Source organism: Paenibacillus sp. FSL R5-0636 (genome assembly GCF_037974255.1).
Lineage (GTDB): Bacteria > Bacillota > Bacilli > Paenibacillales > Paenibacillaceae > Paenibacillus_AQ > Paenibacillus_AQ odorifer.
On record NZ_CP150232.1, the window covers coordinates 2,269,676 to 2,295,156 of the forward strand.

The window sequence follows — 25,481 nt, forward strand, 5'->3', positions numbered from 1 at the left end:
TTCATGGAAATCCGTTGCAATATGCCGAAGCTTATTATGCTCCCGAAGTTATCAAGTGTCAAAAGGTGGACGAGAGTCCTAGAGTGAAGCAACAAGCGATTTATGCCGCATAAGCAGGTAAAATCAACGCCAATCCCAAACTACAGGGTCCTATGCGTATAAAATGATTTTAATAATTTCCAGTTTCCCGCAACTTTGTATAATATTCCTCAGTCTAAATATAGAGGAGTGATTAGAGAGGAGGGAATTAGATGAACCAGCGGCAGTTCATAACGATGGTAACGATTTGTTTTCTTGTGCTCTTAAATTCAGGTTGTAATCAAGGGGAGAACTCCATTGGTGTGGAGCCTTCTGGCTCTATAGCTTCAACGTTCGTACCACAGGTAACGCCGACTTCTACTCAAGTAACCATGATTCCCGAAGACTTTTTGCTAACACTGGATTATAAAGTTCAGAACCATCCGGATACATTTGCAGTTGAGGTACCACAGAACTGGGAGGTTAAGCTGGGGGAGTATCCAGTGGGACTTTACTGGCGATTAGCGAATGAGTTCTCTAAAGATGCCGGATTGGATTTGACCCTCCTGAAGGGTGCCACGCTAGAGGTACAGCGGTATTCCTTAGTCGATGGTTTACCTGGTTCTGGCGAACAAAAAGAATTTTCTTATCCCTCCAATCTCGTTTTGCTTGTGCAATCAGGAAATACCGTTGGTGCGTGGCTGGAATTTAATATTCAAAGTATCGGCCCTTCTATTAAGAAGCGTAGCTTGACCGACATTACAGGATATACATTTGAGGAGTGGACGGAGAGAGAAGGTTTGTTTGCTAAGGAAGGTGAGAATGGTGATTTAGCCTCATTAGGCCATTTCGAGCTGCTGGATGCTTTTTTTCAGGCTATACAGGTTGGTAATCATACCCGCGCCCGCGCATGTTTGAATCCTAATGCCTTACTCACTGCATTGACGGTTAACCGTCAAGAGCATCAACTCTATAACCCGGGTTTTGGTGGTGAAAATGCTCTCAGTGAAAGTATTGTTGAGGCTAAGCCCACCTCTTATAAAGTGATGGATTATGATACTGGCTCTGAAATCAAAGACATCGGTGATCGCACAACGTTAAATATTGTGGTCGATCTGTATATGAAATCACTAAATCCCGTCTTCAATACCCCAGATGGCCGGGAGACTCGCTTCGCAGTGTTGACCAAACACGCTAACGGCTGGAAGATTGGAGGTTTTGGAACGGGACCGTGAGTTGTTGCGTTATCTATTTATTAATAAAAGGAGTGATCTCAAGTGTTTAAACAAAGTTTGATGTCAAAAGTGCAGGTAAGGCGGATATGTAGAGTTGTTGTCGGGACTGTTCTTAGCTTGGCTATGGTCTCACCCTTAGTGGCAGCAGCAGATAATGTGAATTCACCTGAAGAAAAGAAATTATTGTCTGGCATCACCCAACTGGACGCTGGTGACAGAAGTGCGTATGCCGTCACTGCGGATGGAACAGCCTGGGCGTGGGGTGGTGGGTACGGCTCTATTGGTAATGGGGCGACCACACCAGCGTATACTCCCGTCAAAATGCATATCGATCATGTAAAGCAAATCTCAGGTGGTTATCGCCATAACTTGATGTTGAAGGACGATGGAACAGTGTGGGCAGTAGGGGGGAACGAGCATGGACAACTTGGCATTGGAACACAGTCCTCTAAGATTCTTGTAGAGCCTGTTCAAGTGCAAGGGCTAACAGATGTGAAAGCTGTTTCTGCGGGGGGCACCTTTAGCTTAGCTCTTCTTAAAGATGGAACGGTCTGGGCGTGGGGAGGCAATGAACAAGGTGAACTCGGTGACGATTCGCGGAAAAACAAGCTAACCCCGGTGCAGGTAAAGGGACTACCCTCTGTCCTATCTATAGCAGCGGGATCGAATAATTCAGTGGCGCTTGGTAATGGTGGAGAGGTATGGGTGTGGGGATCGCAGCAACCGCTGGGAACGCAAAAAGGCGTAATCTTAAAGCCTACGCTTATTAAAGGAAGCGGAGAATATAGAGCGGTTGATATGGACGGAGCCTATGGGCTCTATGGGGCAGCATTGAGATGGGATGGTACAGTATGGATTTGGAATAATTACATAGACCCATATCTGGGAGAAGCTCTAAAGCCTGTTCAGGTTCCAGGGCTTTCAGACGTCATTTCGCTGACAACAGATTCCGCGGTGAAGGCGGATGGGAGCGTGTGGCAGTGGACGGTTGGCGATAAGAACAAGATTAATGTTACACAGTCTAAGGGTATTCAGAATGCAGTTTCCATTTCTAAAGGGAGCAGAAATCATTATGTACTCTTAAAAGATGGTCATGTCCTTGCCTGGGGAGCAAATGAATTTGGGCAGACGGGTCTGGGGGTCAGAGAGATCGAGGTGAATACGCCTCAGCTCGTGAAGAAATCTATTCAAGTATTGTTGAATGGGAATGAAATGGAACTGACTATGCCGCCACTACTAATTAATAATTCGACATATGTTCCTTTAAGAGGAGTCTTCGAGCAGATGGGAGTTAATGTTCGTTGGGATGTTCCATCGAGAGCTGTGGTCGCTGTAAAGGGATCTACAACTCTGATCTTGAATTCGGTAACTGGACAAACGACTGTTAATGGAAAGGTAATAGCAACAGATCAAAAACCGGTCTTCATTAATGATAGCGTTTATGTACCCCTCAGATTGATAAGCGAAATGTTGGGGGCGCAGGTAGAATGGGATGCAGATGCTTATGCAGTTCGAATAAATTCCAATAAATAAGTTGACTATTTATTAGAAGCTTTAGGCTGAATTCTCCTTCTGGAGAGTTCAGCTTTTTGCGTGGAGCGCAGAAGATTTAGAGGGAAATGCAATAACGGTAAACAAAGCGTATGCGATTTTGAAGAATGTAAGCGGGAATCTTTTCGAGGATTATTTATACGGATGATGATGAATATTGGAAAAATGGGACAACTTATAATTATCCCAATGATCGTTCAATTCTGGTCACGAAACGGATGGGCATAGCAACAACGATTAATATTGCGACAAAAACGGGTAAGAGTATATATTACGGCCTCTTTGTATTTGTTGCAGTGCTGTTGATCGGAATGGGTGGGAACTGTACGTCTTTACGCGGAGTTGAAAGGATGGTGAGGTTTTTCATTGATTTTAAAATAAATCGTATGAAGTATAACCCTCTTGTGATAGAATAATCTAGTTGCTCTAGTTTCTGAAAATCCACTCTGTTCCAGCAAAACACCTGATCTATACACGTGGATAATCGAGGAAATATGAGCATTTAAGAGTATTAACAAGATTTCTTAGAGATTTTACACAAAACACATCATTTTTTGTCGGTTTTTATTGATTTATTCAAAAATATTATGTATAATCAGCCTTGTTGATTTTGCAAATGGAATTTTAGGAGGTTTTTATTTTGGGAAAAGCGTTAATTATTGGCGCTGGCGGCGTAGCAAGTGTTGTTGTTCATAAATGCTGCCAGAACCCGGATGTATTTGAAGAGATCTGCATTGCCAGCAGAACTGTCGCGAAATGTGACGCTCTGAAAGATAAATTAGCCGGAGGCCGCACGAAGATTTCTACTGCTCAGCTCGATGCAGATAACACGGACGAAGTCATTGAACTGATCAAGAGCTTTGAGCCGGATGTCGTTATTAATGTCGCTCTCCCATATCAGGACCTGACGATCATGGATGCGTGCCTGGCAACAGGAGTGCACTATGTGGATACTGCCAATTATGAACCACAAGATACAGCGAAATTCGAATATTCCTGGCAGTGGGCTTACAAAGAAAGATTTGAGAAAGCTGGCCTTACCGCTTTGCTCGGCAGTGGATTTGACCCAGGTGTAACTGGCGTGTTCACGGCTTACGCGCAAAAACACTATTTTGACGAGATCCATACCATTGATATTGTAGACGCCAACGCTGGCGATCATGGATATCCATTCGCTACAAACTTTAATCCTGAAATCAATATTCGTGAAATTACAGCTAATGGCCGTTATTTCGAGAATGGCGAGTGGATTGAAACCGCACCACTTTCTGAGAAGAAGGTTTACGATCTTCCGGAAATCGGACCTAAAGATATTTATCTTTTGTACCATGAAGAGTTGGAATCCTTGGCTGTTAATATCAAGGGCGTGAAGAAGATCCGTTTCTGGATGACTTTCTCGCAGAACTACCTGACTCACTTGAAAGTGCTTGAGAATGTGGGTATGACTTCTATCGAGCCTATCATGTACGAAGGCAAAGAGATCGTTCCTTTGCAATTCTTGAAGGCAATGCTGCCTGACCCGGCTTCCCTGGGACCAAGAACAAAAGGTAAAACTAACATTGGATGTATCATCCAAGGTACTAAAGACGGTAAGCCAAAAACTTATTATGTATACAACGTTTGCGATCATGAAGAATGTTATGCAGAGGTTGGCTCCCAAGCCATTTCCTATACTACAGGCGTTCCTGCAATGATCGGAGCAATGTTAATTATAAAAGGAATCTGGAAGAAACCAGGCGTGTACAACGTAGAAGAGTTCGATCCAGATCCATTCATGGAAGCTTTGAATAAACATGGTCTGCCTTGGCAAGAAGATTTCTCGCCAACGCTGCTAGATTAAGGCGCGATTGATGGATATTGATATCAGCGTTGTCCCGTCACCATGTTACCTTGTAGATGAAAGATTGCTTACCCGCAATCTTGAGATTATGAATTCTGTACAAGAACGTACAGGAGCTAAGATTTTGCTCGCGCAAAAAGGCTTCTCAATGCACTCCTTGTATCCGCTAGTTGGCAAGTACTTGCATGGCGTAACTTCCAGCTCCTTATTCGAAGCCAGACTTGGCTATGAAAAAATGGGCAAAGAGGTTCATGTCTACGCACCAGCTTATGTGGAAAGTGAATTCGATGAGCTTCTTGAATACTCCGATCACATTGTGTTCAATTCTTTTGACCAGTGGAATCGATTCAAGGATCGTGTGAAAAATGCACCGAAGCATATCAGCTGCGGCATTCGGGTGAATCCGGAGTATTCCGAGATCGAAGTTCCGCTGTATGATCCATGCTACAATTATTCCAGAATGGGAGTAACTCTCCCTAACTTTAGACCTGAAGAGCTTGAGGGAATTGATGGATTACATTTCCATACCATGTGCGAACAAAATTCAGACACACTGGAGCGTACGCTCAAGGTAGTCGAAGAGAAGTTCGGACCTTATCTCAAAGGGATGAAATGGCTTAATTTTGGTGGCGGTCATCATATTACACGTCCCGATTATGATCTGGAGACCCTTGTCCGCTGCATTCTGCATATGAAAGAGACTTACGGTGTGGAAATCTATCTGGAGCCAGGTGAGGCCGTTGCGCTTAATACTGGATATTTGGTAGCTACCGTTTTGGATGTTATGCATAACGGAATGGACATTGCGATTCTCGATACTTCGGCTGAATGCCACATGCCAGATGTACTGGCTATGCCATACCGTCCGAACATTATCGATGCTGGACAACCTGGGGAATATCCTTATACGTACAGATTAGGTGGAATGACTTGCCTAGCCGGAGATGTTATTGGAGATTATTCCTTCAAGGAGCCTTTGAAATACGGCGATAGACTCGTATTCCTAGATATGGCGCATTATTCTATGGTGAAGAACCATATGTTTAACGGCGTGAATCTGCCAGCTATCGTCAGCTACAATGACGAAGAGGGAATTAAAGTAATTAAACAGTTCGCTTTCGAAGATTTCAGCGGACGTTTATCTTAATAGAATGATCTAAAAAGGTGTCCCTTCAGGGACACCTTTTTTGCTATGGTTCCAGTCCTTTGAATGCGTGATGACATCTAGGAAAAGAGGAGTGATGCTAAAGGACCGTATGGCAACTATTGGTGTTTATTAGCTCATTTAGCTAAGGTTATGGACTGTATAGCTCTTATTGGTCGGATAGTGACTATTATTAGGGCGCATTTGGTAGAATAGCTGCAACTGAGTCCGATTGTATGCTGAAACAGCCGATTTTTCGGAAATAGAGTCTCCTCGGTCCGATTCATCCTCGTGGGGAGAAGATAGATGTCGAACCGATTTTTCAGAGGAATAACTCTCTTATATATGCGTTTATCTTACAGTTGGACACTTGTATTACTGGAAAAGTTTCTTCATAATTAGCCGCTCACAAGTAAGGTCTCATGTGATACAATAATTTAGTCTGTTTTTTAAAATTAGTTATTGAAGGGTCCGTATCTGAGGAGGAAGTCAGCATCAATGGAACATGCACCGTTTATTGCAGTGGAAGGCCCGATCGGGGCTGGAAAAACAACATTAGCTTCGATGCTTGCAGAGGAATTAAACTTACCGATTATTAAGGAGATTGTGGATGAGAATCCGTTTCTGGCTAAATTTTATCAGAACATGGATGACTGGAGCTTTCAACTGGAGATGTTTTTTCTCTGTAATCGGTACAAGCAGCTTGAAGATACAGTAACTCAGTACATAGATAAAGGTAAACCGGTGATCTCGGATTATCATATTTATAAGAACCTTATCTTTGGGGAACGAACGCTGAAGGGAACGAAACGAGAAAAGTATCGACAAATCTATCATGTGCTGACGGATGACCTGCCGAAGCCAAATATTATTCTCTATATAAAAGCAGATCTCGATACCTTGTTAAAAAGAATCGCCAAACGCGGACGCCCTTTTGAAGGGGATATGGATACTGCGTATTTGCAGCAATTGATAGAAGATTATGATGATGCGATGGGCTCTCTAGCGATTCAAGAGCCGTCTACCGTTATTATTACCATAGATGGAAATGCAGTCGATTTCGTGGAGAACCCAGAACACTTCGTCGAAATTGCCTCTCACATAAAGGAGCTAATGAAATGAATCCATATAACATCCCAGCTAACGCCATAATTACCGTGGCAGGAACCGTGGGGGTGGGGAAATCCACTTTAACAGGTGCTTTGGCTAAAAGGTTAGATTTTCAAACCTCGCTGGAGCAAGTTGATCATAATCCTTATCTTGAAAAGTTCTATCATGATTTTGAGAGATGGAGTTTTCATCTACAGATTTATTTCCTAGCCGAACGTTTTAAAGAACAGAAGAAAATGTTCGAAATGGGCGGTGGTTTTGTTCAAGATCGCTCGATTTATGAGGACACTGGTATTTTTGCTAAAATGCATGCGGATCAAGGCACGATGTCCAAGACAGACTATGAAACCTATACAAGCTTGTATGAAGCCATGGTCATGACACCCTATTTCCCGCACCCTGATGTGCTGATTTATATTGAAGGCAGTCTTCCTTCTATTTTAGCGCGAATTAATGAACGCGGCCGCGAGATGGAAATTCAAACGGACGTATCCTACTGGGAGCATATGCATGGCAGATATTCGAAATGGATCAATGAGTTTACAGCTTGCCCAGTGCTTCGTCTGAACATTGATGATTATGACGTAAATGACTCGGCATCAATGGCGGATATTCTCACGAAGGTAGGCAACACCATTCGTAAGCCTGTTGATAAAATATAATAGTTGATGATTAGCAGCTCCCGTGGTTTGGGGGTTGTTTTTTTATGTGCTCATAAAAAAACCCAAATCTATGATTTGGGCCTAATAGGGAAGTGTCAGTTGTCCTAATCATAAAATACGAAAAGTAAATAAAAATGGTGTGGACATTGTAATGTACTTAAGGGCCACCTCCTACTTTATTAGCCCTTTTTTATGAAAATAGGTTCCAGTCTAATAGAAACTAGTTATTGGTCCATGTCTAAAATTAGTAAGATGCGTACACTGAACTATATTTATAGGGAGGTGTACGCATTGAGTTGTCCAGACGATAAAAAGTGTCATAAGAAAAAAGTCGCCACTGTATTTCCTTCGAAAAGAAAAAGAAAAGAACATCGTCGAAAAGTTATTAAGAAGATTGTAAAAGTCACTTGTCCTCCACCAGAAGTGAATGTTACTACACCGACAGTCGTTGGTGCTACAGGACCGCAAGGGCCGCAAGGAGCACAAGGACTCCAAGGAATACAAGGGGCCCAAGGCGTTCCCGGAGCTCAAGGAGCACGAGGACTCCAAGGAGCTGAAGGACCTCCAGGACCCGCCGGCGGACCTCCAGGACCCCAAGGACCTCAAGGTGAACCAGGGCCAGCGGGAGCGATTGGTCCACAGGGTGTAGCGGGACCCGTTGGTCCTCAGGGTGCCCAAGGCGTGCCGGGTGCCCAAGGAGTTGTAGGTCCTCAGGGATCGCAAGGTTTACCTGGTCCTGCAGGAGCTATAGGACCACAAGGTTTTGTAGGAGCACCGGGAGCACCGGGAGCAACAGGAGCAACAGGAGCACCAGGAGCGCCAGGAGCGCCAGGAGCACCAGGAGTAGCTGGAGCAACCGGAGCACCGGGAGCGGCCGGAGCACCGGGAGCAGCAGGAGCACCGGGAGCAACCGGAGCGCCGGGAGCAGCTGGAGCACCGGGGGCAGCAGGAGCCGCGGGAGCAACCGGAGCACCGGGAGCAGCAGGAGCTGCGGGAGCACCGGGAGCAGCAGGAGCAACGGGGGCAACCGGAGCACCAGGAGGTGTATTAGGTTTTGCTGATTTTTTTGCCCTAATGCCTCCTGATAATGCAGCAACTGTAGCACCGGGCACAGACGTAAGTTTTCCTCAAAACGGACCTACCAGCGGGACGACAATTGCACGAACGGGTCCTAGTTCTTTTAATTTAGCAGCAATAGGGACTTATCAGGTGTTGTTTCAGGTTAGTGTAACCGAAGCAGGACAACTCATCTTGACTCTTAATGGCGCGGATCTCGCCTATACTGTAGTTGGACGCGCAACAGGTACATCACAAATCGTAGAAATGGCTATAGTGCAAACAACGGTTATTAACACCATCCTGACCGTTCGGAATCCTGCTGGTAACTCTACTGCACTTACTATTACTCCTCTCGCTGGAGGAACAAGATCTGTTTCAGCACATCTCGTTATTACACAATTAGCGTAATAAGGTGTATTTCGTATAGATAAGTTGGTCACCTTAATATTGGTGATTTTACTTATGATTATTGTAAAGAGGAGGACGAACGAAGGTCCTCCTCTTTATTCAGAGTATTTACTATTAACATTCTATTGTTTTTCTATCGTCTAACGACTTGAAATTAATCATCTATTTATGTGAATTCTTTTGATTCTATCTTAAGATGCCATATCGCTTTCCTCATGATACAATAAAAGATAAGTTTATAAGGATGAGGTGACTTTAGTTGAAGTATGATTTCGATCGCGTAATTGACCGCCGTAATACTAGCTCTTACAAATGGGATCAATCCGAGAAGTTGTTTGGTGAGAAGGATATTATGCCGCTTTGGGTGGCAGACATGGATTTTGAAAGTCCTCCCGCAGTGAAGGAAGCCATTCTGCGCCGCGCAGAACAAGGAGTTTACGGTTACAGTGTACCTAGTGATACTTATAAAGAAGCCATCACGTCATGGTTTAAAAGACGGCATGATTGGCAGATCAAACCGGAGTGGATTTCAGATTCTCCCGGAATTGTAACTTCCTTAAGCCTCTCTGTTGAACTGTTTACTGAGCCTGGGGACGAGGTTATTTTACAATCGCCAGTTTATTATCCCTTCTATGATGTCATCCAGATGAATGACCGGAAGGTTGCCAAGAATCCGCTTATCGTCCGTAATGGGCGCTTTGAGATGGATTATGAGCAGTTGGAAGGGCTGATGTTGGGTGGAGCTAAGCTGCTGCTGTTATGCAGTCCGCATAATCCAGGCGGTAGAGTATGGGAAAGAGAAGAACTGTTGAAGCTCGGTGAACTGTGCTTGCGCCACGGAGTGACAGTTATCTCTGATGAGATCCATTGTGATTTGGCGCTTCCAGGGTATGAGCATATTCCTTTTGCATCTTTGTCTGAGGAAATTGCCAATATTACGTTAACCACACTTGCCGCGACCAAAACCTTCAATCTTCCGGGGCTTCAATCCTCTTTTATCGTGTCCTCGAATCCGGAATTGAAACGTAAATTTGATCAAAAAATGAAAGCCTTGAGCTTACATATGGCTAGTTTCTTCGCGCAAGGAGCAGTACAAGCCGCTTACAACGACGGAGAAGAATGGCTGGATGAGCTGTTACAATATGTATCAGATAATGTGGATTATACTATAAGCTATTTGTCGGAGCATTTACCACAGGTTCATGTGATGCAGCCGCAAGGAACCTACCTGTTATGGGTAGATTGCCGCGAACTGAACTTGGAAATAGACGGTCTGAAGCAGCTGATGCACAAAGAGGCTAAAGTTGCGTTTAATGAAGGTTCTGTTTTTGGAACAGAGGGCAAAGGCCATCTGCGGATCAATCTGGCTTGTCCGAGATCTACGTTAGTTGAGGCATTGGAACGCTTTTGCAAGGCAGCCGCAGCTTATACAAAGAAATAAACGGTGATTTACTGAAGCTTGATGATTCCGCTAATGGGGTCGTTAAGCTTCTTTATTTTGCAATAGGGTAAAAAGAATAATAAAATGGAGTCCATTACGACAAGCAGGAGGACTGCAAATGAAATGGGTAGCCCAGCTTCCGTATTATAAGATACAACGAGAAATTAGGGATGGAGAACAACGAAGTGTTGCTTCCAATCGGCTAATGTATCTATATCAAGATAGAATTGTAACTCGTCATCGGGAATTCCCGCTAAAAGATATTTTCGATATGTCTTATCGTTCAATGGGGGATATGGGCGGCATGTTCTATCTGCACACGAGTAAGGGTGTGTATGCTTATTTGATAGAGTGTGATCCCGAGCGGTTTATTGAAGCCTTTAAAGAACAGGAATTGAATAAAAATTGAGCGACCCTCGTTGGCCGTGATATGATAACTTTTATGAAAAAAGCATAATGGGAGAGAACATAAATGAGCAAAACACGAATTATTATTGATGCAGACACAGGTATTGACGATGCACTGGCGATTCTATATGCCTTACGCGCTCCAAACGTAATTGTAGAAGGAATTACAACCGTGTTTGGGAATATTGATGTCGAAAAGGCGGCGGACAATTCACTGCGGCTAATTGAGCTTGCTAAGCCTGGTTATGAGATTCCTGTAGCGATCGGAGCATCCAAGGCACTTGTTCGTGAGCACTCAGGCTACGCCACTCATGTGCATGGTGAGAACGGTATTGGTAATGTGGAAATTGCTCCATCCAGCCAGCGTCCCATTAGCGAAACTGCATCTGAGTTTATTGTTCGGATGGCTAATGAGAATCCCGGAGAGATTGTATTAGTCACACTGGCACATCTAACTAACCTTTCTATGGCGCTTGACATGGACCCTGGTATTAAGAATACTTTGAAAAAAGTAGTGGTGATGGGCGGTACGATCTTCAATCCCGGCAATAGAACACCGGTTGCGGAAGCGAATATTGCTGGGGATCCGGAAGCTGCTGATCATGTATTTACATCTGGGCTTCCTGTTATGATGGTGGGTCTAGACGTTACGCTTAAGACGCGGATTACCCAAGAGCATATCGATTTATTAAACCGTTTTGGACGTGAAGAAAATAAAGCGATCATTTCGTTCATGGAACAATCGCTTACTCATTATTTTAATTTCTATCGTGAAGCGAACTTTTTGATCAACAGCGCACCGCTGCATGATCCACTCGCACTTATGGTTGCGCTGCAACCAGATCTAGTAACCTACAAAGAGATGAATGTTCGTGTGGAGCACAAAGGTGAGTTCACATCGGGAATGGTCGTAGCGGACTTGCGGGCTCAGCCAAAAGTAGGTAAACCCATAAAAGTTGCAGTGGATGTAGATGTTGAACGAGCAGTGGGAACCTTTTTGAGCGTGTTTATGTAATTTTGCCGACCTCTTCTAATATGAAAAATAATTTCGAAGCTCATAGATGACAATCTATTAATTTTACAATTGGATAATCTTTGGTAAAATGGTAGAGGACATATAAGAGTTTACAAGATTAGACTTCATATCATAGAAGAGGGAGACTTATCATTCATGAACAAGCGAATCGGTAAATTAGTATTATGTTTGGCTATTTCGCTAGGAGGCACCACGGCTTTAATCCACAATACCACACAGGCAGCCACAGCTGGTGGAGTTAGTATTGTGCTGGATGGTTATCCACTACCCTTTCCAGTAGAACCTGTTGTGATGAGCGGAACAACGATGGTGCCATTCCGAGCTATATCTGAAGCTTTGGGAATTAATGTCGAGTGGAATCAAGCGCAGAAGAAAATTACGGCTACCAAAACAGATACTGCAGGGACCAAAGTGGTAACCCTGACCCTTGGCAGCAAAAATGCAGGTGTTAACGGCGCGGTTGTGAAGTTAGGAGTTGCTCCGCAGACGATCCGGGATACAACGATGATTCCCCTTAGCTTCTTCGGCCAGCAGTTTGGTGCGGGTGTAGCTTGGAATCAAGCCACGAAGACCGTATCTATTACTTCACCGAAGACTGAACTGTACACTCTCGGTTTCTATGCTCTGAGTTCTTATAGTGAGATTTCCTTACTTCCTAATTTTGATGCTGTGGCCTTTGGTTGGAGTGGGATTGATAAAAGCGGGCAATTCACCACAACGGGGACTGATTTCAAATGGCCTCAAGCGGCTGGTGACGTAACGCCAGAATCGATTGTCACGAATGCAGCGGCAGGTGGAACAGCTCCTTATCTGATGGTCTTCTCTGGAGATACCGCATCAGAGTTAACTAAGAACCTGGAAGATAAGCAGCTTCAAGAACAGACGATTACTGGAATCGTAGATCTTGCAACGCAAAAAGGATTCCAAGGCATTACCCTGGATCTGGAGGGCCTAGGTCTAACAGGTGATAAGGCGAAGGTGCAAGCAGATTACAATGCTTTTGTGAAAAACCTATCACAAAAAGCACATGCAGCAGGACTTAAACTTACCGTTATTCTTCATCCATTAAATAGTTCTTATAAAGGTTATGATTACAAAACTTTAGGAACACTTGCAGATGATTTGGTCATTATGGCGTACGATTATTTACAAGAGAAAAAAGTTCCAGAGCCGATGAGTTTAGTTGATGAAGGCATCCGGCTTGCGCTTCAGCAAGTGAGTAAGGATAAGCTGATCCTCGGGATCTCTGTGTATAGCGAAAACGAATCTTCAGTGAATTCGAAGGTAGGACTTGCTAAACGATATGGTCTTAAAGGAATTGCAATCTGGCGTTTAGGTCTGATCGGACAGCCTGTCTGGAACGAGATGGGGAAGTCAGTAGAGCTGTAAGTGGAATTTGTATTGACAGGGAATATTTGTTAACTATATACTAGGTCAAAATACAATACGGAATAAACGTAATGATTGGGAGTATTAAGGAATAACTACTGCCCAGAGAGCTGCCGGTTGGTGCAAGACAGCGTAGTTAGGTTCCCCAACTCACCCATGAACGGTAAGATCGAACCTCAGTAGATCTTAACGGCTAACCCTCCGTAATCGGGTTCTAAGATTCGTTGTTTACTATGAGAATAAGCAACGATCAAAAAGAGTGGTACCGCGAAGGTTAAACCTATCGCCTCTTTGGAGGCGATAGGTTTTTTCTGTTCTCTACAGAAAAAATACAATTGAAGTGGGTGTTTTGGTTATGGGCAATATTATTGATTATTATTCCAAATTTGATGAGTGGGGAAGATTGGATAGGGAGCCGCTGGAGTTCATCATTAATCTGCATTATATAAAACAGTATTTAACTACCGCACAATCTATACTGGATAATGGTGCTGGACCCGGTAAATATGCCATGGAGCTGGCGAAGCTGGGCTATAACGTAACGTTATCGGATCTTACCCCTAAGTTAGTTGAAATAGCTAAGCAGAAGGTTAATGAATTAGGATTAACTGAGCAATTTAAGGGTTTTCATGTGCTGAATGCAACTAGTTTAGAGGGAATATCAGACGAGAGCTTTGATGCTTCTCTGATGTTAGGCCCTTTATATCATTTGCAAGAAGAAGAGGATCGGATTTTAGCAGTTAAGGAATTGTTACGTGTGACAAAGAAGAACGGCATCGTATTTGTAGCCTTTCAAAGTCGAATGAGAATGACTCTTACATCCTTACAGTTCCCACAACACTGGAAGCCTAATGACAACATGGATTCAATTAAAGAGTTTTATGATAGCGGGATTTTTAATCATAAAGATGAAGGTAGGTTTACGGGAGCTTATTACTTCAATATTGAGGACATAAAATCTTTCATGGAGGAGAATGGATTTCAAACCATTGATTTAATTGGTTCTTCTAGCCTCGGAGCATTACTGACAAATGAGCAGAAACAATACTGGACAGACCGGGGTGAGCATGAGGAGCTCTTTGAATTTCTCATTAATGCAGCAAAGGATCCATCCATTTTGGGGATTTCATCTCATCTGTTGTATATAGGGCGTAGAAAATAAAAAAGAAAAAAAACATTTTATCATCAGGGGATTGAGGTAGGTCTAGTGAACAATGATTACAGGGTGCGTATTCAGACTGTTCTTCATTTTATCGAGGACAACTTAGATCAAGAAATAAATCTGGAAACGTTAGCTGAAGTTTCTAATTTTTCTAAGTATCATTTCTCTAGAGTTTTTTCTGCAATAACAAATAAAACACCGATGACCTATCTGACGGAAAGACGCCTACATCACGCGGTAACCTATCTTGAGACAACAAATAGAACGATGCTGGATATCTCAATTCTATGCGGTTTTAGTTCCATCTCAAGTTTTAATTCATCCTTTAAAAAACTGTTCAAGACAACCCCAAGTGAGATGAGAAGGTCAACGCAAGAACATAGCAATTATCAGTTAATGTCCAGCAATAATCAGGAAGAATTGCCTCCTTCTAAAAATTATGATGTTAGTATCAACATCAATAATTTTTTAAGGAGAGTATGGGAAATGAACATTGAGGTAAAAGAACTTCCAAGTTATCAAGTGGCATATGTAAGGCATGTTGGCAGCTATCTTGAAACGTATAAGGCATGGGAAACACTCAGCAAGTGGGTTGAGAAAAATGATTTACCGTCAACAGAATACTTCATTGGTATTTCTTTAGATGATCCCAGCGTGACTGACGAATACTCTTGTAGATATGATGCCTGCATAACCATTCCAGAAGAGTTTGTTAAAGAGGTTGATTCGAGCGTAGAGTTCAAAACTTTATCTGGTGGTCTTTATGCCTTATATCCGTTTTATGATACGATCGACAAATTGGCTATTGCCTATCAAAGTGTGTACGGTCAATGGCTACCTAATAGTGATTATGAACCGGATGATCGGTATGCGCTCGAATTTTGTATGAATGATCCATATACAGACCCAGCAGGTAAAGCAAAAGTTGATCTTTATATCCCTATAAAAAGTGTCGGTGGACATCACCAGTTTGAAGATAACCTGTAATATACATGCCTGAATGCGTATCTGTTTATCCATCACTTCACGAGGCTTTCGGACTCGGATGACGTTATTTGTATGTTATCAGCTATCAAAACATGATTTCGGACTCCGCTGACGCTATTCATTGGCAAAAGGCTCATATTGGGCGTTTTTCCGGTCAATAAGTGCACTGGAGTCCGTTGCCATTCTTAAAATAGGATAATTTTAGGTTTAGGGTCAGCTGAGTCCGTTACAGGTTACTATGCGTATCTGAAAGTGATTACGCATGCGCTTCCGACTACGATTATGGTGAAAATTTGAGTGTTGTTCAATGGATTCGTTTATCAAGTGAGATCATAGAAATCTGGAAATAAGCAGCGGCAGATCAGTATTCGTTAATCAAACCGTGCAATCCGAATGTTATAAAACTCACATTAACCTAAGCCATAAACCTATATAATCTCTAAGGTTGAACTTTTGAACTAAATTCATTATTTTTCAGGAGGACTTTAGAGTATGAGATATAAAGCATTAGAGCTCGACAAACCGCTTACTTATGAGCTGGAAGGGTTAGAAATAGGGGTAACTTCGAACTGTAATTTCCGCTGCGATTATTGCTGTGCATATAATAGAAATGATGGACAAAGCATCAAAGCCAAAGAGGTCATCCGCATTCTGGACGAACTTCCAGGCCTTAAAAGAGTACGTTTATCAGGTGGAGAAGTGACGCTGAAGTTCGATGACTGTGTGGAGATTGTAACCTACTGCGCATCCAGAGGGATTCAGACACAACTGAATTCCAACGGCAGTCTTTTAAATGCTGAACGAATTGGCCAATTGGTTTCCGCAGGATTAACGACCATACATATTTCCTTCAATTTTACTACTGCGGAAGCTTTCTCAAAATATTATAATATTCATCCAAGCATTTATGAGAAAATAAGAGAAAATATTACCCTGTTCGCCGCAACAAGTGTAGATACTGTGCTGGAGACGCTGCTGTTCAGTGAAACCCAGGATAATATGAAGGAGATCAGCGATCATGTCTACGCAATGGGCGTGCGCACACATGAAATTCAGAACAGTATTATCATGGATCATACAGGGTGGAAGTCGATTGCTGCGCGGGAACAATTAAAGAATGCAGTGAGTGAGCTGATCGCACGGAAGAAAGAAGATACGATTCTGTATTTCACCTGCATGGACCGCTTTATGGACGCCCTTGGGTTCGAAGAGCAGCCGGGTGTGTATTTTCCTCACTGTATAGAGGGGAAGAAGCAGCTTCATTTGCATGGAAATGGCGACATTTTGATTTCAGAGCTTTGCCATCCGGTGATTATCGGCAACATTTATCAAGGAACTTCACTAAAAGATTTATACAATAATATGCCAGCGCCATTGGCACAGTTTTTGGATAAGCAACCTTGCCCAGCGCTGGATGCATTGTTTCCACAAGGCATAGAAGTTTAACACTCTATATAGATTACTTCGAGGGACCAATTTAAGAATTGGTTCCTATTTTTTTATGGTAGACTTAATAAAAAACACAGATAAGGAATGTATGAGCTTCATACATAAGGTGTACTGCCAAGTGTTTGCTAATATAAGAAATGGACTTATCAAATCTAATGTTGTTCTAGAAAAGATTATGCCGTTATTAACACCCACAGCCATCGTGGTCGGTGTGCTTAACGAAAGCAGACTGCTGCCGTTCACAGGTCTCGTGCCCTGGATTTTCGCTGTAATGACGCTGATCGGTAGCTTGAAGTCCAACCTAAAGGACCTGCTAGGGGTACTTCTGAAACCCCAGAAGCTGATTATTCTAATGGTAATTTTACATATTGTAATGCCGCTGATCGGCTGGCTTGCAGCCATGGCTTTTTTTCCGGGAGATCCATATACAGTGACTGGTTATGTATTGCTGTTCGCGATTCCTACAGGTGTTGTAAGTGTGGTATGGGTGTCGATGTACGGAGGAAATATTGCATTGACATTAGCCCTTATTCTGATTGATACGCTCTTGTCGCCAATTGTTGTCCCGGGTACCTTATATTTGCTGATGGGAGCGAGTGTGGAAATTCAGCTAGGTGATATGATGAAAGGGCTGCTATGGATGGTAGTCATTCCTTCTGTAGTTGGGATGCTGCTGAATCAATGGACAAAAGGGAAAGTCAATACGGTATGTGGACCGCCGCTTGCTCCATTTGTTAAAGTCGGATTATTTGTAGTTGTTTCTATTAATGGGGCCAGCATTGCCCGTTATCTGAAACATCCGGATGGCAAATTAGCGATCATAATTGGAGTGACCTTCATAACCGTTGTGCTTGGATATGTAATCGGAGCTTTGGTGTCACGCCGTTTCCGCTTTAGTTATGAAGATTCCGTGGCGGTGCAGTTTAATTCGGGTATGCGGAATTTAAGTGCGGGAGCTGTATTAGCAGTGAAATATTTTCCTCCTGCTGTCGCACTTCCAGTAATTTCGGGGATGTTGTTCCAACAAATACTCGCTGCGATGTCTGGTCTATTTTTACGTAGTAGAACTAAACGACTGTTAAGTGAGGGTGCATTAATGCAAGTGAATACTGCCTCTCAGATAGAACCACCTGTTTCTTCTAGGACAGATGACAGGCCTTGTTAACCACCTTATGAAGGATATATGACCTAAAAGCTGTGATATTTTATTCATTTACATGAAAATTTTCGACATTTTATGATATATTTCTTATTTTTGCGCGATTTATATTCACAATTCAACTTGCCCACCCGATAGTAATTGTATTATTTACAATTTCATTGTTCGCAAATGAACAAGCAGTCGGAAGGATGAAAAGAATATGAAGATTCGCCTAAAGTTATCACTTGTTATGATAGGTGTGACTCTTTTATGTATTTCTGTAATGGGGATATTTACGTATTTGAAATCAACTCAGGCGATTGTGAATCTTACTGAGAATTCTATGAAGCAGGTCAATACGAACAAAGCTCAGACCATATCAGCCATGATAGCAAAAGAGCAGAGAAGCACAGAGCTTATTGCGAGCCGCTCGGAAATTGTTGATCTACTGCTGCAAGCTGGGAATGGTGGAGTTAGCAAAGGTGATAAGCTTCAGAATGAGGTGAACGCCAGTCTTCAAAGCATTGTGGAGGAAGCAGGGAACCTTGAGCACATTCTTGTCAGTGATATGAAAGGTATTAGTGTGGCTGACAGTGATACTAAGCTTATAGGGACAGATTTTAGTGAAAGAGATTATACGAAAAGAGTAATGGAGACGGCTGAGCCTGTGATCAGCGAAACGCTGAAATCAAAATCTACAGGAGCTTATGTAGTGGCTTTTGTACAGCCCGTAAAGAGTAATGGAAAGATGATTGGATTTATTGCGTCAGCTGTTTCCGCAGATAGTATGATTAAGTATTTGGCCGATACCAAAGTGGTAAACACGACGAGCTCTTACGCTTATTTACTGGATGAGAACGGCAATAAATTATATTATCCGGATAAAACACAAATTGGTCAGCCTATTGAGAATACGCAGATCGCAGCTGTTATGGAGCGTGTGAAATCTGGTGAGAAGGTAGCGGATGGCCTGCTAAATAATACATATAATGGTGTGGAAAAAAAATCTACCTATACAGTTTTGCCTGAGACGCACTGGTTGCTTGTATTAACCGCAGACCTTGATGAAATCGTGAAACCTGTCACTGATATGAGAAATTTCAACTTATTTCTTGGTGTGGGAAGTTTAATTATTGCCTTGCTGATTGCTCTTTATTTTGCTAAAAAAATCTCTTCTCCGATTGTTAAACTAACGGACATGATTAATAAAACGGCAGAATTGAATTTGACGCATGACTCAGAGTATGAGTATTTGACTAAAAACAAAGATGAGACAGGGACGATCGCCAAAGCGATGTTCCGCACCCGGGCTACACTTCGTGAGATGGCTGGAAGCTTAATTACGATCTCGTCCAAAGTGCTTGAAAATGCAGAAACGCTGGAGAAGCTGTCTATAGATGTGCGGGAAAATGCCCACGATAATTCAGCGACTACGCAGCAGCTATCGGCAGGTATGGAAGAGACCGCAGCCTCCACAGAGGAAATGACAGCAGCAATTACTGAAATTGATAACAATGTATCCGGGATCACCAATAATGTGAAGGAAGGCGCTGCCGTTTCTAGACAAATTAGTGAGCGGGCGCTGACTCTCCAAGATGAGGCAACAGAATCTACGACGAATGCTAAACAAATTTATGAATCCGTGCGAATCGATATGGAAAAAGCGATTGAGCAGTCGAGCGCGATTGCAGAGATTAATGTACTGACAGATACGATTCTATCCATTGCCAGTCAGACCAATCTGCTGGCCCTGAATGCAGCTATAGAAGCGGCAAGAGCGGGTGAGGCAGGTAAAGGTTTTGCGGTTGTAGCTGGTGAGATTCGGAAGTTGGCTGAGAAATCGTCTAAGATTGCGGCTGGAATTCAAGGTGTGGTAACAGGTGTATATTCCTCTGTTGAATCCATGAAGGAGAATTCTGAGGCATTACTTTCCTTTATAGACCAGAATGTCCTAGCAGATTATGAACGATTAACTGAGGTAAGTCAGCAATACAACAGTGATGCTGCCACTGTAAATACGCTGTTAAAACAATTCGAGAGCGCAGCTGATCATTTGAGTATGGCCATATCAAGTATTAATATTGCCGTTAATGAGGTAGCTGCTACAGTAAACGAAGGAGCTATAGGGATTCAGGATATCGCGGTGAAAACGGCGGATATTGTGGAAAAAACATTCCTGGAGGTTACTATGGCCGATGAAAATACTCAAAGTGCCAAAGAACTTCAGGGGTTAGTAGATAAGTTTAAGATCTAAGGGTTTGAAATGAATTAAGGGAATCCTTATCTCTTTTTCATAAAATATTAAGCTTGCAGGGTTATAGTACATGTATAACCTCCCTTATATATAGACTTTACCCCGCCGGTCGCCGGCGGGGTCTTTTTTTGTCCGGATCTTTTTAGAAGAATATCAGGCAGTAGTTTATCCAGTAATAAGGTAGATGGCTTCATCTAATGGAACTATAACCTCTGTTTGTTCCTTCATATCCTTCAGCCGCACCTTATCCACACTGGATTCACTCTCGCCGATCAGAATAACGTAACGGATTTTTTTGGATGAGGCTGTGGCGAGTTGCTTTTTAAGTTTTCTTTTACCGGATACCAGAGTGGTTCGGATAGAACAGGCACGGAGCTCGGCGGCTGCAATTAAAGCCTGTGGGAGCGTCTCGCCAATCGGAATGACCATAACTTCTGCTGTCTTGTGCTCTTGGATAGGACGTTCTGCAAGGAGCGCCATGATAGACTCCATACCAAAAGATAAGCCAACCGTAGGATATTGAATATCCTCTCTGCCCACCAGCTGTCCGATGATAGCGTCATATCTGCCTCCACCCCCCAAGCTTGAGGTAAAGGAACCGGATGCATCAAAGATCTCGTAGACGGTTCCAGTGTAGAAAGAAAGCCCGCGGGATAAAAAAGGATCGAAACGACAAGTCTGTTGCAGATGAATGTCTTGGAGCAGCTTTTGCAGGACAAGAACCTCCATCGCTCCCGGTTGTCCGGTAAGACTATATTTTTCGCATAACTGCTCAAAGCTTGGATTGTCCGTTTCGATAAGCTCTAGGATAGCAGCGATGGTTGTAGGTTTGATTTCCTTGCTGATCAATTCATTTTTCACGCCGCTGAGGGTGATTTTTTCTAATTTATCCAAGGTTAGCATAACGGACAACTGGTCCTCAGCAGGTACACCAATCGATTCCAGAATCTCACCGAGAAAACGTCTGTTGTTCCATTTTAGGATGATCGGGATATCCAGCTTGCGAAAAGCTTCTGTGGCCAGCTGCATCAATTCAGCTTCCGCCTCAGGTCCTGAAATACCAACGACATCAACATCGCATTGCAGAAATTCACGCAGGCGCCCACCTTTCACGGGACCATCACGGAATACTTTTCCGATCTCATAACGCTTGAAGGGAAACTCTATTCCAGGATTTAAAGCGATCACTTTGGCAAAAGGGATGGTCAGATCATATCGTAAGCCCAGCTTGCGGTTGCCTTGATCGGTGAGTTGGTACATCTCCTTGAGAATTTCATCCCCACCTGCATATTTCGAGGTTAATAAATCCAGTTCATTTAATAATGTGGTGTCCATGGATTCAAAATCATAGAGTTCGAACAAATCCTGCAGCGTATTTTGAATGTTCTTTCTGAGCGCCTGCTCTTTTCCAAAGTAATCATAAGTTCCTTTAATGTTTTGCATCATTAGTAGCTCCTTTGAATTGGCATAGTTTAGAGAATAAAAAAACGCGCAGGACCTCATGGTCCTGCGCGTGATCTATGCCGCAGGGAGGCCAACGCGAGTAGCGTTAGCCTCCCTGAGAAATTCAGGGTTGCTAACGCTGTTTGTGATAATAATGAAGTTGATTCAGCATGATTGTTATGGTGTTCATCAGAATCAATTCCCTTCGACATTTTGATTACTGCCGATTATAGCGGATCATTTGGAGTCGTGCAAGTAAGAATTTGTTATAACGAAGATTTTTAGTAGGCGAATGGACAGGCAATCAGCTATAATAGGGCTTCGATATTTCATAGGCGAAGGGAGCTTGTTGACGATGAATCAACCTTTAATAATAGCCCGGGCGGAAGAATTTGTTAAAGAACAACTGGGACAAGATACTACGGGTCATGACTGGTGGCACACCCATCGGGTCCGCAGCACGGCATGTGAAATTGCTGAGATCGAGCGTGCGGATGTGTTTATCTGTACGATGGCAGCCTTGCTGCATGATGTTGCAGACGAGAAGCTTAATCCGTCAAAAGAAGCAGGTCTGCTTAAAGTCCACACTTGGCTCACGGCAAACCTTACAGAGGAGGAGCAAATTCGTCATATCATGCTGATCGTTGAAACGATGTCCTTTAGTGGTGGTGGAGGAGAACCTATGCAGACTCTGGAAGGTCAAGTGGTGCAGGATGCAGATCGACTAGATGCACTTGGCGCGATTGGCATTGCCAGAACCTTTATTTTCTCAGGTGCAAAGGGACGTCCGGCTTATGATCCAGAAGTGGCTCCACGCGAGGAGTCGCTGCAAAAGGAATACAGGGATTATAGCAAGGGGACGGCTGTGAATCATTTTTATGAGAAGCTGTTGAAACTAAAATTCTTAATGAATACGGCTTATGGACGCAAGTTAGCGGAAGAACGGCATGATTTCATGTTGAATTTTCTGGACCAGTTCTATAAGGAATGGAATCAAGGACGCCAATAACTGTTATAATGATAAGTATGCACAAGATGGAAGGATCGCGGAGTTTCCGCTTTAACCAGAACAATCGGCATAGAAGAGGTTGAACGATGAGTGAATTGCAATTTAGAGATTATGAGTTAGACGAAGAGATAATTAAAGCACTGGATGTTCTGAAATTTATGACACCTACGGAGGTACAGAGCAAGGTAATTCCTGTGGCTTTGCAGCAAAAGGATCTGATTGTGAAATCGCAAACAGGCAGTGGCAAGACGGGAGCTTATGGTATTCCGCTTTGCGATCTGGTGGATTGGGTGGAGAATAAGCCGCAGGCTTTGATTCTTACGCCAACTCGAGAGCTTGCGATGCAGGTGAAAGAGGATATTACGAACATCGGACGTTTTAAACGGATTAAGGCAGTTGCTCTTTTCGGCAAGCAGCCCTTTGCTCCCCAAAAGATAGAGCTTACGCAAAAAACACATGTTGTCGTAGGTACGCCTGGACGCGTATTTGACCATATTGAAAGAGGCACACTTCCGCTAAATCGAATCAAATATTTGATCATCGATGAAGCTGACGAAATGCTGAGCATGGGCTTTATTGAGCAGATCGAGAAGATCATTAAGCAGCTGCCCAAAGAGCGAGTAACCATGTTATTCTCAGCTACCTTACCCGAAGTGATTAAGAACTTGTGCCGAAAATATATGAACGATCCAACGGATATCGAGATTCAGGCAAGTGGAATTACGACGGCTACGATTGAACATGCGTTGATTGAAGTGAGACAAGCTGCCAAATTCTCTTTGCTAAGCGATATCATAACGGTGGAGAATCCGGATAGCTGTATTATTTTTTGCCGTACGCAGGAGCAGGTGAATGCTGTATTCAGAGGACTGGCGGATCTGGAATATCCTTGTGATAAGATCCACGGAGGTATGGAGCAGGATGAGCGCTTTGAGGTCATGAATGCTTTTAAAAGAGGGCAATTCCGCTATTTAATCGCTACCGATGTGGCGGCTAGAGGGATTGATATCGAGAATATCACCCATGTGATTAATTACGATATTCCACTGGAAAAAGAAAGCTACGTGCATCGTACAGGCAGAACCGCGCGTGCAGGCAAGACGGGTAAAGCGATCACTTTTGTCACTCCGAATGAGCAGAAGTGGGTAACTGAAATTGAAAGCTATATTGGCTTCAGCATTCCGCATATGAAAGCTCCTTCGGACGACGCAGTTGCCTACGCAAAGGAAGCGTTCGAGCAGAAGATCAATAAGCAGCCTGTCCGCAAAAAGGACAAAAGCGAAAGCTTAAACAAAGAGATTATGAAGCTATACTTCAACGGCGGCAAGAAAAAGAAGCTAAGAGCCGTGGATTTTGTCGGCACAATAGCTAAGCTTGAAGGTATTTCCGCCGAAGATATCGGGATTATCTCGATTCAGGACAATGTGACCTACGTGGATATTTTGAACGGTAAAGGCGCAATGGTGCTGCAAGCGATGAGAGAGACCACCGTAAAGGGCAAGCAGCTGAAGGTTCATATTGCGAAAAAATAAATCAAGGATGACAGCTTATTGCTAAGCTCCTTGCAAATATGCCGCTACTGATGCGGTTTATAGGAAGAGGGAGTCGTGTTCACTACACGGCTCCTTCTTTAATTTGTTGTTTTATCTCAGCATTTCTATGTTTTCGTTGTGAAATTATAGAAATTAGAATATAACTTGTGAGAGGTGATAGATTGAAAGCTGAATCTAGGAGCACAAGGATGAAAGCAATCCTACAAGTTACCATTGTTATTTTCTTACATTTAATAATTATCTACCTTTTGGGAATGAAAACGGGGAAGTTGGAAGTAGAAGTAGTAAAACAAATGTTTATAATGTATGCAGCACCAATAATTCTTCTGAATGTGTCTTGCAAGATAGCTTTAAAGACGCAAAAGCTTAGGTACAACATTTCTTGGTTAGTTATTAGTATTGTTCCTAGCACGAGAATTCTATTTTATTTAAAAGAATTACAAGGAAAAGAGTCTAGAGGTTCAGGGGTTGTTGATTTAAGGTTTTTTGATATGAAGCCTGACTTTGATCAGATAAGTCTAAGTCTTATTTATTTTTTTCCTATAATATATTTAGGTATTCAACTAGTTTTGATTTTTTTACTATTGATCATGATAGTAACGAAAGAAAAATCAATAGCTGACTAGCATAATTTTCTTGTACATACTAGGAATGCCGAAATGAACGGTAAAACTCCCGTACAATTGGTCGATCCAGCTGCAAGTGGCGAAATGAACGGTAGAACTCCCGTACAATGTGCTGATCCAGCTGGAAACGCCGAAATGAACGGTAGAAATCCCGTACAAAGTGCTGGTCCAGCTGGAAACGCCAAAATGAACGGTAGAATTCCCGTACAATGAGCTGATCCAGCTGGAAGTGGCGAAATGAACGGTAGAATTCCCGTACAAAGTGCTGATCCAGCTGAAAGTGGCGAAATATACGGTAGAACTCCCGTATAATGAGCTGATCCAGCTGGAAGTGGCGAAATGAACGGTAGAAATCCCGTACATTCAGCCAGCATATTATGTAACCCAAGAGACAACACCATAATGGTGTCGTCTCTTGGGTTTTTTCGACGCTAAACGGATCTGATAACGCAGATCCGTTCAGCTTAAGTAAAATAAGATCGAAAATAATTAATTTTAGTTCCATAAATGGAAACAAATGTGATATTATGGCGATATAGAGCCCATACTTCACGGA

The 25,481-nt window shown here is 43.0% G+C and carries 21 protein-coding genes and 1 other annotated feature; of the genes, 19 read left to right on the forward strand and 2 right to left on the reverse strand.

The annotated features are described in order from the left end of the window. Positions 1-251 precede the first annotated feature (251 nt). The 16 genes from MKX34_RS09795 to MKX34_RS09870 all read left to right on the forward strand — a co-directional run bounded on the left by MKX34_RS09795 (position 252) and on the right by MKX34_RS09870 (position 20,294). Complete coding sequence (locus MKX34_RS09795; RefSeq protein ID WP_076296058.1) at positions 252-1,253, forward strand: DUF4830 domain-containing protein; 1,002 nt, start codon at positions 252-254, stop codon at positions 1,251-1,253. 42 nt (positions 1,254-1,295) lie between these two features. Then, complete coding sequence (locus MKX34_RS09800) at positions 1,296-2,786, forward strand: stalk domain-containing protein (RefSeq protein ID WP_076296059.1); 1,491 nt, start codon at positions 1,296-1,298, stop codon at positions 2,784-2,786. Between the two features lie 658 nt (positions 2,787-3,444). After that, positions 3,445-4,644, forward strand: coding sequence for a saccharopine dehydrogenase family protein (locus MKX34_RS09805; protein WP_036679313.1), 1,200 nt, complete (start codon positions 3,445-3,447; stop codon positions 4,642-4,644). 10 nt (positions 4,645-4,654) lie between these two features. Further along, positions 4,655-5,791: a carboxynorspermidine decarboxylase gene (nspC, locus tag MKX34_RS09810; RefSeq protein ID WP_036679316.1), complete on the forward strand. Its 1,137-nt coding sequence runs from the start codon at positions 4,655-4,657 to the stop codon at positions 5,789-5,791. A gap of 495 nt (positions 5,792-6,286) precedes the next feature. After that, positions 6,287-6,910 carry a deoxynucleoside kinase gene (locus MKX34_RS09815; protein ID WP_036679318.1) on the forward strand — a complete coding sequence of 208 codons (624 nt, stop codon included), beginning with the start codon at positions 6,287-6,289 and terminating at the stop codon, positions 6,908-6,910. Then, positions 6,907-7,560, forward strand: a complete 654-nt coding sequence (locus MKX34_RS09820) for a deoxynucleoside kinase (RefSeq protein WP_036679320.1) — start codon at positions 6,907-6,909, stop codon at positions 7,558-7,560. Before MKX34_RS09815 ends, MKX34_RS09820 begins: the two co-directional genes overlap by 4 nt. A 282-nt stretch (positions 7,561-7,842) precedes the next feature. Then, complete coding sequence (locus MKX34_RS09825) at positions 7,843-9,027, forward strand: collagen-like protein (RefSeq protein WP_303396587.1); 1,185 nt, start codon at positions 7,843-7,845, stop codon at positions 9,025-9,027. Between the two features lie 259 nt (positions 9,028-9,286). Next, positions 9,287-10,468 carry a MalY/PatB family protein gene (locus tag MKX34_RS09830; RefSeq protein ID WP_036679326.1) on the forward strand — a complete coding sequence of 394 codons (1,182 nt, stop codon included), beginning with the start codon at positions 9,287-9,289 and terminating at the stop codon, positions 10,466-10,468. A 118-nt stretch (positions 10,469-10,586) separates the two neighbouring features. Then, positions 10,587-10,877, forward strand: a complete 291-nt coding sequence (locus MKX34_RS09835) for a hypothetical protein (protein WP_036679330.1) — start codon at positions 10,587-10,589, stop codon at positions 10,875-10,877. A 63-nt stretch (positions 10,878-10,940) separates the two neighbouring features. Continuing rightward, a complete protein-coding gene (locus tag MKX34_RS09840) occupies positions 10,941-11,891 on the forward strand; it encodes a nucleoside hydrolase (RefSeq protein ID WP_076296061.1) in 951 nt (316 codons plus the stop codon). A gap of 156 nt (positions 11,892-12,047) precedes the next feature. After that, positions 12,048-13,301, forward strand: coding sequence for a stalk domain-containing protein (locus MKX34_RS09845; RefSeq protein WP_076272902.1), 1,254 nt, complete (start codon positions 12,048-12,050; stop codon positions 13,299-13,301). A gap of 62 nt (positions 13,302-13,363) precedes the next feature. Then, positions 13,364-13,595: a binding site (T-box leader), on the forward strand. 61 nt (positions 13,596-13,656) lie between these two features. After that, entirely contained in the window at positions 13,657-14,463 is an 807-nt protein-coding gene (locus MKX34_RS09850; protein WP_076296062.1) for a class I SAM-dependent methyltransferase, read from the forward strand. A 45-nt stretch (positions 14,464-14,508) separates the two neighbouring features. Further along, positions 14,509-15,450: an AraC family transcriptional regulator gene (locus MKX34_RS09855; RefSeq protein ID WP_076296063.1), complete on the forward strand. Its 942-nt coding sequence runs from the start codon at positions 14,509-14,511 to the stop codon at positions 15,448-15,450. A gap of 492 nt (positions 15,451-15,942) precedes the next feature. Next, entirely contained in the window at positions 15,943-16,896 is a 954-nt protein-coding gene (locus MKX34_RS09860; protein ID WP_038569765.1) for a radical SAM protein, read from the forward strand. Positions 16,897-17,017: 121 nt separating this feature from the next. Further along, the gene (locus MKX34_RS09865; protein ID WP_232061252.1) at positions 17,018-18,064 is read left to right on the forward strand and encodes a bile acid:sodium symporter family protein; all 1,047 of its coding nucleotides are present in this window, start codon (positions 17,018-17,020) and stop codon (positions 18,062-18,064) included. A gap of 196 nt (positions 18,065-18,260) precedes the next feature. Further along, entirely contained in the window at positions 18,261-20,294 is a 2,034-nt protein-coding gene (locus MKX34_RS09870) for a methyl-accepting chemotaxis protein (RefSeq protein ID WP_036679339.1), read from the forward strand. Positions 20,295-20,459: 165 nt separating this feature from the next. Here the strand turns inward: MKX34_RS09870 and MKX34_RS09875 are convergent, their stop codons facing one another. Then, on the reverse strand, positions 20,460-21,740 hold the full coding sequence (locus MKX34_RS09875; RefSeq protein ID WP_305953648.1) for a histidine--tRNA ligase: 1,281 nt from the start codon (positions 21,738-21,740) through the stop codon (positions 20,460-20,462). Between the two features lie 352 nt (positions 21,741-22,092). Between MKX34_RS09875 and MKX34_RS09880 the strand changes: the two genes are divergently transcribed. From MKX34_RS09880 to MKX34_RS09890, 3 genes are all read left to right on the forward strand, one after another. Continuing rightward, the gene (locus MKX34_RS09880) at positions 22,093-22,746 is read left to right on the forward strand and encodes an HD domain-containing protein (protein ID WP_036679342.1); all 654 of its coding nucleotides are present in this window, start codon (positions 22,093-22,095) and stop codon (positions 22,744-22,746) included. Positions 22,747-22,832: 86 nt separating this feature from the next. Then, on the forward strand, positions 22,833-24,278 hold the full coding sequence (locus MKX34_RS09885; protein WP_036679344.1) for a DEAD/DEAH box helicase: 1,446 nt from the start codon (positions 22,833-22,835) through the stop codon (positions 24,276-24,278). A gap of 209 nt (positions 24,279-24,487) precedes the next feature. Continuing rightward, positions 24,488-24,925, forward strand: coding sequence for a hypothetical protein (locus MKX34_RS09890; protein ID WP_076296065.1), 438 nt, complete (start codon positions 24,488-24,490; stop codon positions 24,923-24,925). A gap of 19 nt (positions 24,926-24,944) precedes the next feature. Here the strand turns inward: MKX34_RS09890 and MKX34_RS09895 are convergent, their stop codons facing one another. After that, a complete protein-coding gene (locus MKX34_RS09895) occupies positions 24,945-25,430 on the reverse strand; it encodes a hypothetical protein (protein ID WP_339204884.1) in 486 nt (161 codons plus the stop codon). Positions 25,431-25,481: the final 51 nt, after the last annotated feature.